This is a genomic window from uncultured Hymenobacter sp., from assembly GCF_964242765.1.
GTDB lineage: Bacteria > Bacteroidota > Bacteroidia > Cytophagales > Hymenobacteraceae > Hymenobacter.
Genome location: NZ_CAXTBM010000022.1, coordinates 27,406 through 41,327 on the forward strand (window position 1 = coordinate 27,406; position 13,922 = coordinate 41,327).

The 13,922-nt window shown below is 56.4% G+C and carries 14 protein-coding genes; 7 read left to right on the forward strand and 7 right to left on the reverse strand.

What is annotated here, in order from left to right; translation table 11 throughout:
- Positions 1–60: 60 nt before the first annotated feature.
- Together ACFE7X_RS11435 and ACFE7X_RS11440 are read right to left on the reverse strand one after the other, a co-directional pair.
- Complete coding sequence (locus ACFE7X_RS11435; RefSeq protein WP_375435799.1) at positions 61–1,527, reverse strand: glycosyltransferase; 1,467 nt, start codon at positions 1,525–1,527, stop codon at positions 61–63.
- Between the two features lie 106 nt (positions 1,528–1,633).
- Entirely contained in the window at positions 1,634–2,326 is a 693-nt protein-coding gene (locus tag ACFE7X_RS11440) for a glycosyltransferase family 2 protein (protein ID WP_375435800.1), read from the reverse strand.
- Positions 2,327–2,680: 354 nt separating this feature from the next.
- On the opposite strand from ACFE7X_RS11440, the gene ACFE7X_RS11445 reads away from it, so the two are divergent.
- The 3 genes from ACFE7X_RS11445 (at position 2,681) to ACFE7X_RS11455 (ending at position 5,221) form a co-directional block, all read left to right on the forward strand.
- Positions 2,681–3,697, forward strand: coding sequence for an alpha/beta fold hydrolase (locus ACFE7X_RS11445; RefSeq protein ID WP_375435801.1), 1,017 nt, complete (start codon positions 2,681–2,683; stop codon positions 3,695–3,697).
- 123 nt (positions 3,698–3,820) lie between these two features.
- Positions 3,821–4,192 carry a hypothetical protein gene (locus tag ACFE7X_RS11450; RefSeq protein ID WP_375435802.1) on the forward strand — a complete coding sequence of 124 codons (372 nt, stop codon included), beginning with the start codon at positions 3,821–3,823 and terminating at the stop codon, positions 4,190–4,192.
- Positions 4,193–4,225: 33 nt separating this feature from the next.
- The gene (locus ACFE7X_RS11455) at positions 4,226–5,221 is read left to right on the forward strand and encodes a hypothetical protein (protein WP_375435803.1); all 996 of its coding nucleotides are present in this window, start codon (positions 4,226–4,228) and stop codon (positions 5,219–5,221) included.
- Here ACFE7X_RS11455 and ACFE7X_RS11460 read toward each other — a convergent pair.
- From ACFE7X_RS11460 to ACFE7X_RS11470, 3 genes are all read right to left on the reverse strand, one after another.
- Positions 5,187–6,557 carry a 4Fe-4S binding protein gene (locus ACFE7X_RS11460; RefSeq protein WP_375435804.1) on the reverse strand — a complete coding sequence of 457 codons (1,371 nt, stop codon included), beginning with the start codon at positions 6,555–6,557 and terminating at the stop codon, positions 5,187–5,189. The two genes, ACFE7X_RS11455 and ACFE7X_RS11460, sit on opposite strands and share 35 nt — an antisense overlap.
- A 188-nt stretch (positions 6,558–6,745) precedes the next feature.
- A complete protein-coding gene (locus ACFE7X_RS11465; protein WP_375435805.1) occupies positions 6,746–7,000 on the reverse strand; it encodes a hypothetical protein in 255 nt (84 codons plus the stop codon).
- Between the two features lie 108 nt (positions 7,001–7,108).
- Positions 7,109–8,458, reverse strand: a complete 1,350-nt coding sequence (locus tag ACFE7X_RS11470; RefSeq protein ID WP_375435806.1) for an NAD(P)/FAD-dependent oxidoreductase — start codon at positions 8,456–8,458, stop codon at positions 7,109–7,111.
- A gap of 170 nt (positions 8,459–8,628) precedes the next feature.
- Between ACFE7X_RS11470 and ACFE7X_RS11475 the strand changes: the two genes are divergently transcribed.
- From ACFE7X_RS11475 to ACFE7X_RS11490, 4 genes are all read left to right on the forward strand, one after another.
- The gene (locus ACFE7X_RS11475; RefSeq protein ID WP_375435807.1) at positions 8,629–9,405 is read left to right on the forward strand and encodes a DUF547 domain-containing protein; all 777 of its coding nucleotides are present in this window, start codon (positions 8,629–8,631) and stop codon (positions 9,403–9,405) included.
- Between the two features lie 116 nt (positions 9,406–9,521).
- Entirely contained in the window at positions 9,522–9,935 is a 414-nt protein-coding gene (locus ACFE7X_RS11480; protein ID WP_375435808.1) for a hypothetical protein, read from the forward strand.
- Between the two features lie 127 nt (positions 9,936–10,062).
- Positions 10,063–10,668 carry a methyltransferase family protein gene (locus ACFE7X_RS11485; protein WP_375435809.1) on the forward strand — a complete coding sequence of 202 codons (606 nt, stop codon included), beginning with the start codon at positions 10,063–10,065 and terminating at the stop codon, positions 10,666–10,668.
- A gap of 187 nt (positions 10,669–10,855) precedes the next feature.
- Positions 10,856–11,560, forward strand: coding sequence for a carboxypeptidase-like regulatory domain-containing protein (locus ACFE7X_RS11490; protein WP_375435810.1), 705 nt, complete (start codon positions 10,856–10,858; stop codon positions 11,558–11,560).
- Between the two features lie 128 nt (positions 11,561–11,688).
- On the opposite strand, the gene ACFE7X_RS11495 is transcribed toward ACFE7X_RS11490, so the two are convergent.
- Positions 11,689–13,149, reverse strand: a complete 1,461-nt coding sequence (locus ACFE7X_RS11495) for an APC family permease (RefSeq protein ID WP_375435811.1) — start codon at positions 13,147–13,149, stop codon at positions 11,689–11,691.
- Positions 13,150–13,356: 207 nt separating this feature from the next.
- Positions 13,357–13,902, reverse strand: a complete 546-nt coding sequence (locus tag ACFE7X_RS11500) for a hypothetical protein (RefSeq protein ID WP_375435812.1) — start codon at positions 13,900–13,902, stop codon at positions 13,357–13,359.
- Between the last annotated feature and the right edge of the window lie 20 nt (positions 13,903–13,922).

Genomic DNA, 13,922 nt, shown 5'->3' on the forward strand with positions numbered 1-13,922 from the left:
CAATGAGCAGTGCGCTGTGGGCAACTAGTAGCGGCCTGCCTAACGGATAGCAGCCACCGTTCACTTACGGTGCCGCATAGAATAGTAGAAAGTTAGGCCGTAGCCAACGGTTAGCATCAAGTGGAAGGGAATCAAGCCCCAGTCATTCAAATAAAGGCCGGCCCCGATGCCAAAAGCAAAATACAGCGTCAGCACCCCCTCCGAAATGGTCAGGCCGTCGAGGAGGGACCCAGTGCGGTAGCGCCGGCCCCGCCAGGTACCTTGCCGGTTTACCAGCCCGAGCTTGGGGGTTCGGACGAAGGCCGACTGTTTGCCGAGCCAGCCCAGCAGCACTGCCCGCGCATTGTGCAGCGTCAGCCCCATCGACATCGACATGAACAGCAAAAACTTAGGGACAAACCGCCAACCCGGAGCCTTTGGCTTATCGAGGCGCCAACTCGTGTGGTAGTAGTGAATAAGGGGAACGAAGGCCAGCAGAAACACCGACGATAGTTGTAGCAAAGGCTTGAGCTGCGGCAAATCGACGCGCACATACACCAACGGCACGCTTATCAGCGCCATCAGCAGAATAGCCACGAACACGGTACTGTTCAGCAAGTGAAACGCCGCGTGCAGCTTGGTAGCGGCGGTTTGGTTGGAGCGCAACACCGTGCCCAGGTGCTTACGAGCCGTTTCGGCGGCCCCCTTGGTCCAGCGGAACTGTTGCGACTTGAGGGCGTCCATGGCGGCGGGCAACTCGGCTGGGGCTACCACTTGGGGCAGGTAGCGGAAGCGCCAGCCACGGAGTTGGGCGCGGTAGCTCAGGTCCAGGTCTTCGGTGAGCGTATCGGTGTGCCAACCGCCGGCATCCTCGATGCAGGAGCGTCGCCACACGCCGCCCGTACCGTTGAAGTTGATAAAGTATCCGCCGCTGGTCCGGCCTACTTGCTCGAGGTAGAAGTGGGCGTTCAAGCCAAAGGCCTGTAACTGCGTTAGGATGGAATAGTATTCGTTGAGGTGGCCCCAGCGGGTTTGCACCACGCCCACGTCGGGAGCATCAAAGTAGGGGATGGTCCGGCGCAGAAAGTCCGGCTTGGGCACGAAATCGGCATCGAAAATGGCTATGAACTCGCCGTTGGTAAGCTCCAGGCCGTGGCGTAGGGCACCGGCTTTGAAGCCCTGCCGGTCGGTGCGGCGCACATGGTCGATGCGCAGGCCGCGGGCCCGGTAGTGAGCAACGCGCGCCGCCACGAGTCCCACGGTTTCGTCGGTGGAATCGTCGAGGACTTGCAGGTGGAGCTTATCGGCGGGGTAGTCGAGGGTGGCGCAAGCGTCGAGTAGGCGTTCCACCACAAACACTTCGTTGTAGATAGGAAGCTGCACTGCCACGCGGGGCCAAGGAGCCGGCGCGGGTGGCTCAGTTGGTAGTCCGCGTGCGTAGGCCCGGCGGGCCAGTTGGGTCAGCTGAAACTGCGTGACACTGAAGCCCAGAATAAAAGCCAGACACAGCCCATAAAGCACCAGCAGCGTGACTTCAAGAAAAAGCATGCAGGAAATAAAAGAACACAAAGAACGTCATGCCAAAGGTATAAAGTGCCAACTCAACGGAATGACAGCTCCTCTTGGAATAACCTTTGAGCACGCGGTACGCTACTCATAAATACCGGAAAATAGTCCAAAGGATCTTGTAGCCGGCGCCCAACGTGCCGCGCACCGTACCCGATACCTTGCTCGTGCCGATGCGGCGGCGGTAGCGCACGGCCACTTCGGTGCTGGGAATCTTGAGCTTGGCCGCTTTAAGCTGCATCTCCACGGTCCAGCCGTACGTGGTATCCTGCATGCCAATGCGCGTGAGGGCCGATGTTCTGATGGCTCGGAAGGGGCCTAGATCGGTGAAGCTGGCTCCGTAGAGACGCCGCAATAAAGTAGTGGCCAGCCAGTTGCCAAAGATCTGCTGAGGCATCATGGAGCCGGCCTCCCGCTCTCCCAAAGCCCGTGAGCCAATCACCATGTCCGCTTCGCCGCGCAGAATAGGGGCCAGCAGCAGCGGTAATTCCTCGGGATAATCGGAATGGTCGCCATCGAGGAAGACAATGATTTCGGGCTGCTCGGCGGCGGGGCGGGCATAGCAGCGCGCCATGCCGGCTAAACAGGCGTGGCCATAGCCCGGCCGGGGCTCGCGCAATACGGTGGCCCCCGCGGCGCGTGCTACCGCGCCGGTCTGGTCCGAGGAGTTGTTATCAACGACGATGACTTCGCGCACCAACCCAGCCGGAATTTCCGCCAGCACCTTCCCAATTGACTGCTCCTCGTTATAGGCCGGGATAATAACATCAATCAAAGGCATTCCATCGGTTTCTATGTAACTGAATTGGGTTGTTGCGCGCCTGTTCCGTCCTCCAACAAGCGTTGGGAGAGTGCAAAGATGCGGTTTCTAGGGCCATAAAATCTTACTCACTCAACTTCTGACCTCACACGCTACTCTTGTGGTTTCAACCTAAACGGTGTCCTTGATGCTCTAGCTTAGTGACACTGCCCCCGATTTCATTCTGAAAACCATCGGTGAAGCGTTTCACTTGGTTGGTCAACGGGTGCGGCGCGCCATTGCCTTGTACTGCTATCCGAAAGACGACACGTCCAGCCACAAATTTGGCCGAACCACCAAAACCACCGGGTTTGCGTAAGCTGAGAATTGAAATTCATGTCGATTGTTTTTATGCGTTGCTGCCGCCAGTTGCTGTTGCTTTTCTTCGCCCTGTTTTCTGCCACGCTAAGCGTAGCCCAAACCGCGCCCCCCTCTCTTAGCGCCACCCTCGACGGATACGAGTACCCGTTTCCGGTGCGTACTCTGCCGCTTACGCTGGAAGGCCAGCGCATTCGAATGGCGTACATGGACGTGCCCGCCAGTGCCAAAGCCAACGGCCGTACGGTGGTGTTGCTGCACGGCAAAAACTTTTTTGGGGCGTACTGGCGCGAAACCATCCAGGCGCTGGCGGCGGCCGGTTTCCGCGTGGTGGTACCCGACCAAGTTGGCTTTGGCAAGTCCGATAAGCCCGACATTCACTATTCCTTTCACCAGCTAGCCCACAACACCAAGCACCTGCTCGATACGCTAGGAATCCAGAAAGCCACCATTGTCGGGCACAGTATGGGCGGTATGCTTGCGACGCGGTTCGCGCTGCTTTATCCCGCCGCTACCGAGAAGCTGGTGCTTGAAAACCCTATTGGTTTGGAAGACTACCGCGTGGGCGTGCCGTTCCAAACCGTTGATGAGGCTGAAGCCACCGAGCGAAAAAGCACTGAGGAGAGCATCCGAAAATACCACGCCACTTATTATCCCAAAGGGTACCCCAAAACCCATGATGAGTGGCTGTTGCCGCTAGCGGCCCAAACCCGCCACCCCGATTTCCCGAAAGTAGCCCGCGCCAACGCCCTCACCTTCGACATGATTTATCAGCAGCCCGTGAGCTACGAGTTCGGTGCTATTGCCACGCCCACGTTGCTGATTATTGGGCAAGACGACCGGACAGTGGTAGGCAAGGGCCTCATCAAAAACCCGAAGGTACTGGCTGGTATGGGGCAGTATCCGGCGCTAGGCCAGCGCACGGCCGCCCAAATAAAGGGGGCAAAGCTAGTGCCTCTGCCAGGCGTTGGGCATATTCCGCACTTGGAAGCCACTCCGCAATTTCTGGCGGCGCTGTTGGCGTTTGTGCGGTAGGGCTGTCGTTGTTTGTAGGGTGTGCGCTACTGCTTGGCAATGAACTCGTTATGCAACCTTCTTGCGGTCAAGCAAGTCAATAGAAAAGGCGAGTGTTATCCCTAAGCAATTAGAAATAAATCAATGAAAACTCTTCTGCTTTCCTTGTTCTTGCTGGCTACACCGAGTTTCGTCCAGGCACAAACAGCCCCGCCGAGCCAGTTAGGGCTAAGCGAAAAGTTCAAGCTGCCGCCTCGGTCTTCCGGGCGGGTGACTGCCCAGCAACCGCCGCAGCTAGCACCCGGCAACTCGTACCGTAGTCAACCGCATACGCTCCGTGTTGTCGTGCCTAGCTCGGCGGGTAGCAAAATGCCGCAGGCAGCCGCGCAGAGTAGAGAAGGAGCGGGAGGCGGGGTACAGCAACTGCCTTTACAGCAGTACCTACCCGACCAGCCAGCCACCCAGCCGGAGCGCAATTCTTCGTGGTCAGACAAGCATTCGGGCGGCAAGCCGTAAGTTGCACTCAGTTTCGCGCGATTGTCGTCTTCTATGGTTAATACATATTTGCATGGGCTGCTGCCCGCGCTGTTATTGATGGCCGCTCTTGCGCAGGCGCAACAGCAGCAGAATCCTAATCCTCTTCTACCTACTTTAACCCAACCATCGGTTTCGCCTAAAGTCACTCAGGCGCCGAAGCCAGCCTCCAAAGGCACTGTCCGGCGACCAGCCACCAAGGCGAAGGCATCGAAATCAACTGCTAAGCCGGGGGTTGCCCGAATTGAAAGGGCTATTGTTACGAGTGTGAGCGACACTGTTAAAGGACGCTTTATTGTGCCGCAGGTGCAACTGCCAGATGCCGCCGCCGCCGCACGTGTTAATCTTGGGCTGGTTGATGTGGCACTGGGCGAAGACCTGGAGGATGTTCCGCAGCCGCTTACCGTCAGCACGGCTATCGAGCAGGCGCACACCGAGTTTGAGGGCAAGAAAAGCGACTTCACGGAGTCCCGCTACGAGGTGCTTTATAATGACCACGGCTTGCTGTCAGTTGAATTCACTTCCGAGTATCGTGGCGCGTACCCATCCACCGTGAAGCGCCATGCCACTTTCGACTTGCGCACCGGCCGCCTTATGGCAGTGCGCGACTTGGTGGCCGATACGCTAGCCCTACAGCAGCGCTGGCAGCAATCCATCAGCCGCCGCGTAACCGAGCACTTGCGTACGCTGCCCGAAGAGTATCCGCAGCTGGCAACCGACACCAATTTGCTAGCCGACGTGAAGCATCGGCTGTACTGGAACGACAGCACCAGCACGGTCGAGCTGCAAGCCGGCGAACCTCGCCTCTACGACTTTGCCGTTACCTCGTTTGGTTTGGTGCTCTACTACGATTTCGGTTTCCCGCACCTCATCGAAGCCTTGCAGCCGGACTCCGATTATCAACTCACCTACGCCGACATCAAACTGTGGCTGAAACCCAAGGGCCCCTTGAGCTTTACCATAGAGTCGTCGCCCCCTAGCTCAAAATCCGCAACGAATCCGCGTGGATGAGGGATGAGGCTTGGTAGCGGCCTTCCCGCGGGCCATTTTCAAGGTTGAGCACGCCACGAGGGCAAGCGGTGCTGCACATACCGCAGCCTACGCAGGAGGCCCGGATGATGGGCTCACCGCGCTGGGCGTATTGCTTCACGTCAATGCCCATCTCGCAGACGTTCGAGCAGTTGCCGCACGAGATACACTGGGCACCGTTGGTGGTGATACGGAAGCGGGAGAAGTGCTTTTGCAACAGCCCCAGATACGCGGCCATCGGGCATCCAAACCGGCACCACACCCGGTTGCCTAGCAAGGGGTAGAAACCCACCCCAATTACGCCCGAGAACACCGAGCCGATAGCAAAGCCGTAGGCCTTGGACAAGGGCTCGGCAACGGGCTGCAAGGCCGGTACCGCGCCGGAGGCCGCCAGCCACAGCATGGCGGTGAGCAGCACAATAATTACCAGAATGGGGTAGATGATGCGCACTTCCCAGCGCCAGGCGGTGCGGCTTTTGTCGGAGAGATGGCGGTAGGGGTCGCCGGCCGTTTCGGCCAGGCCGCCGCAGCCGCATACCCAGGAGCAGTACCAGCGTTTCCCGTAGAAGTAGGTGAGGATGGGGGTGCCCACAAACGACATAACCGCCCCCCAGAACACCATGAACACCCCGAGGCCGGGGCCGCCATCTTTCAGCAGGTAGCCAACCGTGCCCGGAAACAAGTAGTCGTATTTCAGCGGCCAAAAATAACTGAAATAGTACTCGGGCTTCTGAAAAGCCAGCAGCAAACCAGGCAGCAGAAAGGCAAAGCCTAGCTGGAAGAACATCACCGAAACCGTGCGGATGCGCTGGTACGGCGAGTGCCGATACTTCCACAGCGCCCGGCCCCCCATTACCAGCACCGCCAGGGTGTAAAAAGTGCCGTAGAGCAGCCATTGGTCGGCGGGCTTGTGACGCAACCATGCGCTGAACGGGTCCAGAGCGTGTACTAACTGGTTGAAGGGACCGAAGTTACCTTGGTCGTCGGGGCTGCTGAACCAGTAGAGTACCACGTAGAAGCCGGTGAGCACCACGGCCGTAAGCCAGGCCACCGCGCCGCGGCCGGTGCTGCTGCGCAACCACAGGTTGTCTTGCTTGACGCCCGCATCACCCCGCCCAAATTTCCACCAAGCCCAAGCAAGCGTTCCGCCGCTAACAAGAGCCAGCGCTACGTACATACTTAGTCGCGCCCGCTCTGCGTCGGCATCAAAAGCTACGGTGGAAAGAGCCAGTAGTCCCAACCCGATAACCGTAAGTAAGATTTTTTCAATGGCCGACGTGTCGGACAGCGGTGGCGGCGGAAGAGAGAGAGAGGGCATAATGAATCAATGAAAAAGCATTCCTTTATAACAGGTGCACAAAACTGGGTGCACCAGTAAGTGTGGTCTACTTAAAACTTATTAAAGCATATCCATTCAAGCTGTTGTCCTTGCGATGCAGAAGGAATCTGAGTTAAAAGCGTTCAACTAGTACACCCAGATTCCTCCTGCATCGGAAGGGCAACAGCTTAGGTGTCATGGTCATGGTCGTCATCGTGGTGATGGTGATGATGGGGCTCATCGGGTTTGCCGAAATAGTTGAGCAGCGTGCCCCCCGCATACAACGCCAACCAGCACACGTAGAGCCAGTTGAAGCCCACCGGCGTGCTATGGGTGAAGTAATGCAAAATCAGATGGGCAGCGCCGCTCATGATCAGGCCCGTGACAGCAATGAACTGAAAGCTGTTGAGGGCGCTTGGCCGGTATAGTTTGTTGAAATCCATGTGGTTCATTAAGAAAATCTGTCCTGCATCTAACCTACGCTTACAACAAGCTTTTTGTCGTGGAGCCAACCTTCCGATGAGGCTAGCAACGAGCAACAAGACGCACGTTTAGGTACCAGATGCGGATAATAAACGGGCAACCAACCCCTTGCGCCGCTGCAATACAACCGGCTGCCCCGGAAATTGCTTGTTGAACTGGTCGACAATAGCGGCCTCGTGTTGCCGAAAAAATTCCGGGTCGAAATTGGCGGCCCCCAGTTCCCGCAGCACATCGTGTATGGGCTTCTTCGCGCGCAGCCACTGTTCCCATACTTCGTGGCGCTGCCGCACCCCCATCGTGTTCATGCCCGTCACGGCAAAACCCGCCGCGGGCTGGAAGTTGATCCGCAGCGCGTGCAGGGCATTGGGGTGTTGCCAATAAAACGATTCTTCGCCTTCAACAAGTTCGGCGGGCACGCGGCCATAGGTCTGGTATTCGAGGTTGAAGAACTTGGCCGAGTTAAACCAGGGGCCGCGCCGGTAAGGAGTAGGCTGCCCGCAAATGGTGTGCGCCACGGTTTCGCCCTGCGCCCGGCCAGTGTACCAGAGCTGCTCTATCGGCACTTCGTGGGTGCCAACTTGGCGGTGTTGCGCACAGTCGCCGGCCGCAAAAACGCCGGGTGCACTAGTTTCGAGCAACTCGCTCACCAGAATTCCCCGGTCGGTTTCCAGGCCCGCCGCCTGGGCAAGGGCCAAGTTGGGTTTCACGCCCGTGGCCAAGCCTACCCACTGCGCTTCTATTTCCTCGCCAGCGGTGGTGCGCACCGCGCGCACCCGGCCCTCGCCATCGGGCAGAAGCTCGGCGAGTTCGGTGCGGTAGCGGACGTTGATGTTGTGGGCTTGTAATTGCAGGTTGATAAGTTCAGCTTCCGGCTTGGGCAATACCGAAGCCCAGTATCGGTCGTCGCGCACCAGCAGTGTAACTTGGATGCCTCTGGAGTGGAGCATTTCGGCTAGTTCTATGCCAATCAGCCCGCCGCCCACCACCACTGCCTGCCGGATGCCGTGCGTCTCGCGGGTCATCTGCTCGAGGTCGGGCAAGGAGTAGAGGCCTTGCACGCCGCGCAAGTGCTGGCCGGGCCAGTCGGCGAAGCGGCTCACCGAGCCAGTGGCCAGCAACAGTTGGTCGTAGGATAGAGTTTGGTCTGTGCTTAGGCTTAGCTCTTTGCGCGTAGTATTTAAGTTGGTGGCCGTAGCCTGCACCAACTCCAGGCGGTTTTCCGTCCAAAACCAGTCTTCAAACGGCTTGATATCCTGGTAGCGCAAGTGGCCCATATACAAGTACATCAGCGCGGTGCGCGAGTAGTGGTGCGTCGTTTCGTCGGATACCAGCGTGATGCGGGCGTCGGGGCGCAGCCGCCGGACCGTAACCGCCGCCGTGACGCCTGTAATTCCATTACCGATAACAACTACATGCATAAGTGAAAAATATACGAGGTAGAAAACCCAGTAGGTAGCAAGTTGTCGTAAAGTTGGGCAGAAATTACCACTGAGCGCCGAGCTTTAATTTTGTAAGTGGCGTTAGGTTTATATTACCTACTGTTGCGTTGTGCTGGGCTCTACTTTCCTGTTCTTTTACTGATTTGCTTATGACTTTCTTATTGGCTGCTCGCCGCCTCGCCGTGAGTTGCCTAGTGTCTTTCTTGCTGGGGACGCTCCTACTGGGGTGGTTGCCGAGCTTTCCAGCCGTTGCGGGCAACCCGCCGCGCCCATTTCATGAAGACGTTACGGCCTTTCTGAAAAAAGTAGTGACCCCCGACGGACAAGTCAACTACACCGCTGCTAACCGGGAAGCCGCCACCTTGCAAACACTAGTACAACGAGTGCAGAGTTTTGATATTTATGGAAAAACTCCCGCCGAACGCAAATCCTTTTATTTGAATGCCTACAACCTAACCGTTATCAAAGCCGTGGTGGATGCGTATCCCTTAGCGTCAGTGATGAAGATGCCCGGCTTTTTCGATAAAAAGGAGCATGCTATAGCTGGAGAATTGCTGACGCTCAACGAGCTGGAAAACAACAAACTGCGCAAGGTATACGCCGATCCGCGCATTCATTTTGCGTTGGTGTGCGGGGCGCGGGGCTGCCCCCGACTACGGGCCGAAGCCTACGCGCCTGCCACCCTCGAAGCCCAACTCACCGACCAAGCCCGCAAGGTGTTGCAGGATCCGCAGTTTATCCGGGTTGATGCGAACGGCAAAAAAGTATTGGTGTCGGAAATTTTCAAGTGGTACGAGGCGGATTTCAAAGCCACTGGCAAGTCTACGTTGGCTTACATTAATCAGTACCGAGGCTCCAAGCGTATTCCAGCCACTGCCACCACCGATTTTTACGCCTACGACTGGACGCTGAACGATCGGAAATAGCAGACGCCCGCGCTAAATTCGATTGCTGGAGTGCAGCTGATTTCCTGTGCCTTACAACCTCACCGCCAGCCACTCGTAAGAATCAAGGCAACACCTAACCCTTAATTCTCACGATCATGATATTCGAAAAACTGTTCGGCAAAGACGAAGTCAACGACGAGGACAAAGAAAATAGCCAGATCACCGATAATCAACCCGCTCCTTACAACAAGCAGCTTGAAGAGGAAAAGGCGTACAAAGCCGACCAGAGCAATGGCAAAGAAGCCAATGACCCTTCGGCCCAACGCAATACCGGCGCTCAGGGCTACACGCAGCGTAGCGACCAAAAAGACCAACTCGAAAACCTGCACATTGGAGGCAGTGAAACGGAGCCGCAAGGCGGCAACGACCATAGCAACTCCGGCGAAACCTCATCGGGTCCTGGCTTCGAGTCGGAGGGCAGCGTGGAGCTAGATCACACTTTGCGCACTCGCCACCAAGAGTTTGGCGACAAGACGACAAGCGGCCCCTCTACCACCGCACACGATTAACTAACCGCGCTGTTTTGCGATAGAACGCATAAGTGTTTAATGCAAAAAGCCGACTTCCCATACAGGAGGTCGGCTTTTTGCATTATCACGCAATCCGAAAGTAGCCTCTTGTTCGTTTATGCCAGCTATGCTGGAGCTTCTTGTGGCCTATTGGATTCTGTATTATTCTGTGCACAGCCTGTTGGCTGCTCCACGGTGGAAGGCTGCCGTGTTTGCGCGCTGGCCAGCCACTGTGCGCTTCTACCGGCTCGCCTACAATCAACTATCCGTGTGGCTGTTTTTGGCTGTGTTACGGTATCAGGCTACGCTGCCAGCCACTGCCCTTTGGAAGCATAAAGTGGAATTTGTAAGTATGGGTGGCGGGTTGTTGGTAGCAGGCTTGGTGCTGGCTATACTAGCCCTGCGAGGATATGATTTGGGTGAGTTTGCTGGCTGGCGTTATGTGCGTTACGGTTCCAGTGCTGGTGCCGGGCCGCTACGCGTTACAGGTTTAAATGCAGTGGTTCGGCACCCGCTTTACTTGGGTATGCTAGTTTTGCTTGTAGGCTGGATATTGCTTTATCCCACAGTGCCTTGGTTGATATTCGTGGGTTGCGCGGCAGCGTATGTAGTGGTTGGGGCGCAGCTAGAAGAACGCAAACTAAAGCGCCAGTTCGGTGAGGCTTATCAGCTTTATCAGCGCCGGGTGCCGCAGCTGTTTCCGTTGTGGCCACGTAGGATCAGCTCAATTTGAAATTGTGTTTATGCGAGTATATGGTAGCAATAGAACCTCGGCGTTTAGTAAAGTTAGGATAGCTGAAAAGTAATATTCTATCTTTAGGAGCCAGTGCTAATTTCTATGGTCGTTTCCCGTACTCTCTGTACTACCAAGCATACTGCTAGCTGAACGAAATTCCCTCATTCATTTCACCTTCTTTTCTATGCCCAACAATTCTACCCTGCCCAAAACCGACAATCAAAACACCTATCTCAGCGAGGAAGAAGAATCCCTGTCCTCTGGCAATAAGTGGTTGGCCATTGTAGTAGGAGTTATTTTTTTGCTAGCTACAATTGGCTATTTCCTGCCCGAAGACGGAGGCCGCAATGCTATTAATGGCGTAATGCCTTCCGTCATGCTTGGTGAGGCTAGTGTTACGGGTGCCCAGCCAGCGAAAGAAGAAGTTCCGGCAGAAGCAAAAGAAGCTGCCGCGCAAGAGGACACCACTCCTGAAACTGAAAAATTGCTTGTTGCCAAAGCAACTCCTCGGCGCACAGCACAGCCTATAGTTGAAACCAGCCTCGACAGCCGGCAATTACCGGCTGCGGAGCCAGTAGCCGAGCAAGTGGTGGAAGAAGCTGCGCCTGCTGTTGCGGCGTCCACTGCGCCTACCTTTTATACGCTGTCGGGACGTATTCTCGACGAAAACGGTCGGCCACTGGCTGGTGCCACTGTCCTGCTCAAAGGCTCGCGCAAAGGTACCGGCACGGATGCTAACGGTATCTATGCCCTGGAAGTCCCCGCCGGCGACAATCAACTGGTATTCGGCTACGGTGGCTACCAAGACCAGGAAGTACATACTCGCGGTTCTCAGCCCGTCAACGTAACCCTGTTGCCAACCGAAGGCGGTAAGCGGCGGCGTAATTAAGTGATAAGCTATAGTTCGTAAAAAGGCCGCGCTGAATTTCCAGCGCGGCCTTTTTTGTTGACAAGACAGTGATGAGCGTAATGCCTTTAGCGCTATAAGCAGCTAGAGCGTATAACTTACCACCCGATTTATTTGGGGTTGGCAAAGCCTTTGCCGAATAAAAAATACGCTGGCACTCCCAGCGCTACGAGTAGCAAACCCATGCCTGAGTCGCGGGCAGTGGCGGGCGACACAAGCAATACCACGCAGAAAGCCGAGGCCAGTACCACGTACAATAGCGGTATTATGGGGTAGCCGAGGGCGCGGTACGGCCGGGGCGTGTCGGGGCGAGTGCGGCGCAAGATGAAGATGCCGATGATGGTGATGACGTAGAATAGAATCACCGAAAACATTACGTAGTTCAACAACTGCCCATACGAACCCGACAGGCACAGCCCGCAGGCCCACAAACACTGCGCCCATAAGGCTACGCCGGGTACACCCGCTTTATTGAGCCGCGCCATGCCGGGGAAAAACAAGCCGTCTTTCGCCATGGCATAATAAGCCCGGGCCCCACTGAGGATAATGCTGTTGTTGGCGCCGAACGTACTAATCATAATCAGGACGGCCATTACGTACGCTCCGGCGCGGCCCAGAATGCTTTCCGCCACGGCCGTAGCCACCAAGTCGTTGTTGGTGTACATGATGCCCCGGCTCACGACGTCGGTCGCCGCCGCGTTGGGGTCGCCGTGCAGAGGCAGCACCAGTAGATACACGAGGTTGATAAGTAAGTAGAGCGCCGTAACGATACCTGTGCCAATGGCCATGCTTAGCACGATGGTACGCTCGGGGCGTACAATTTCGTCGCCCGAAAAGCCGATGTTGTTCCAGGCGTCCGAGCTAAACAACGAACCCGTCATGGCTAGGCCGATGGCGCCAATCAGCCCCCAAACGCTAAGCGGTACCGACTCGCCGGTAGGCGAGAAGCTGGCCGCCTTCCACATGTCCTGGAAGTTCAAACTCACGGCCTGGTCATTGATGCCCAGCGCCAAGCCAAAGAGGATCAGCAGGGCCAAAGCTACCAGCTTGGTGCTGCCGAAGATGTTGGAAATAAGCTTGCCGCCCCGCACTCCGCGTGAGTTCACCCACGTAAGACCCACTAGCATGATGATGGCCAGTAGTTGCACGGAGTTGAACTTGAACGCTCCGATGCTAAACAATATGCGGGTTTGACTGAACCAGGGAAGCAGCACGCCCACAAACCGCGCAAACGCCACCGCCACCGCCGCAATTACGCCGGTCTGAATCACGAGAAACAACGACCAGCCGTACAGAAACGCAACCAGCTTGTTGTAGGCCTCGCGCAGATACACGTATTGCCCGCCCACCTTCGGAAACATGGCCGCTAACTCGCCGTAGCTAACCGCCCCCGCCAACGTAATAAATCCTGTGATTGCCCATACGACCAACAGCCAACCGGCTGAACCCACCTGCCGGGAAATGTCGGCCGAAACGATAAAAATGCCGGAGCCAATCATGCTACCGGTCACAATCATGATAGCATCAAAAAGTGTTATGGCCCGCTGAAAGTGGCCTTGTTGTTCGGACATAGAAGAGGAATCAGGATTTAGGCCGGAAGATAGAAAAAGAAAAGCCTGTTCTAGGCGAACAGGCGTATTCCGGCGGTGCTTTGTTGTCTTGCTTTCGTCTTCGCAGTAGCTGAAGTTGAAAGCGTAATTTCGCGAACTAGAAATTTCCTTTGCCAGCGTCTGCGGATTTCTTTCGGTGAGTAACGGCTTTGCAAATTGCCTAGCCCATTAAAACTCGCTGCGGTCGAACCAGCTGCGCATGCGCCACGGGTCGCCTTTTTGCTTGCGGACGAGCACGAGGCGAGCTGAGCCAGAGCCGGCATATTGCTGGTTATCAATTTGCTCGATGCTGAGCTGGAAAGCGCGGTCAACGTACACCAGCGTATCCGAGAACAGCGTGTCGGTGGTGGGGAGATATTGAGTCCACTGCAAGTTGGTGGTGCGTGAGGCGCGGAACAGCTTGTAGGTGGTTGCAATTTCCACGTCGCGGTTCCAGGTGCGGTCCACGTTGGCGGCAAAGTCGCGGAAGGTGAAGCTGAAACGGCGGTCTAGGAGCTGGCCGTAGAGCGTGGAGTCACGGAGCTGATAAGCGCTGCGGAACCTATCGAAAAAGCCACGTACCGTGACGGGGTTTCCCAGGAGCTGGTTGGGGTCGGTGGGCGCGTCGTCGAGGCCGGGGGCGAAGGGGTTGCAGCCCACCAGTATAGCTCCTACGGCCAGCCCCGGCCCTATAAAACGGCGATTAACGAACAAGAATGGGGGTAGCAGGGGCATAAAGTAATAGTAGCATAGGC

Excerpts from the sequence above, each read along its gene's own strand:
- ACFE7X_RS11465 (WP_375435805.1), bottom strand. The coding sequence starts at position 7,000 with ATGGATTTCAACAAACTATACCGGCCAAGCGCCCTCAACAGCTTTCAG.
- ACFE7X_RS11435 (WP_375435799.1), bottom strand. The coding sequence starts at position 1,527 with ATGCTTTTTCTTGAAGTCACGCTGCTGGTGCTTTATGGGCTGTGTCTG.
- ACFE7X_RS11475 (WP_375435807.1), top strand. The coding sequence starts at position 8,629 with ATGACTTTCTTATTGGCTGCTCGCCGCCTCGCCGTGAGTTGCCTAGTG.
- ACFE7X_RS11480 (WP_375435808.1), top strand. The coding sequence starts at position 9,522 with ATGATATTCGAAAAACTGTTCGGCAAAGACGAAGTCAACGACGAGGAC.
- ACFE7X_RS11455 (WP_375435803.1), top strand. The coding sequence starts at position 4,226 with ATGGTTAATACATATTTGCATGGGCTGCTGCCCGCGCTGTTATTGATG.
- ACFE7X_RS11445 (WP_375435801.1), top strand. The coding sequence starts at position 2,681 with ATGTCGATTGTTTTTATGCGTTGCTGCCGCCAGTTGCTGTTGCTTTTC.
- ACFE7X_RS11500 (WP_375435812.1), bottom strand. The coding sequence starts at position 13,902 with ATGCCCCTGCTACCCCCATTCTTGTTCGTTAATCGCCGTTTTATAGGG.
- ACFE7X_RS11440 (WP_375435800.1), bottom strand. The coding sequence starts at position 2,326 with ATGCCTTTGATTGATGTTATTATCCCGGCCTATAACGAGGAGCAGTCA.
- ACFE7X_RS11490 (WP_375435810.1), top strand. The coding sequence starts at position 10,856 with ATGCCCAACAATTCTACCCTGCCCAAAACCGACAATCAAAACACCTAT.
- ACFE7X_RS11485 (WP_375435809.1), top strand. The coding sequence starts at position 10,063 with ATGCTGGAGCTTCTTGTGGCCTATTGGATTCTGTATTATTCTGTGCAC.
- ACFE7X_RS11495 (WP_375435811.1), bottom strand. The coding sequence starts at position 13,149 with ATGTCCGAACAACAAGGCCACTTTCAGCGGGCCATAACACTTTTTGAT.
- ACFE7X_RS11450 (WP_375435802.1), top strand. The coding sequence starts at position 3,821 with ATGAAAACTCTTCTGCTTTCCTTGTTCTTGCTGGCTACACCGAGTTTC.
- ACFE7X_RS11460 (WP_375435804.1), bottom strand. The coding sequence starts at position 6,557 with ATGCCCTCTCTCTCTCTTCCGCCGCCACCGCTGTCCGACACGTCGGCC.
- ACFE7X_RS11470 (WP_375435806.1), bottom strand. The coding sequence starts at position 8,458 with ATGCATGTAGTTGTTATCGGTAATGGAATTACAGGCGTCACGGCGGCG.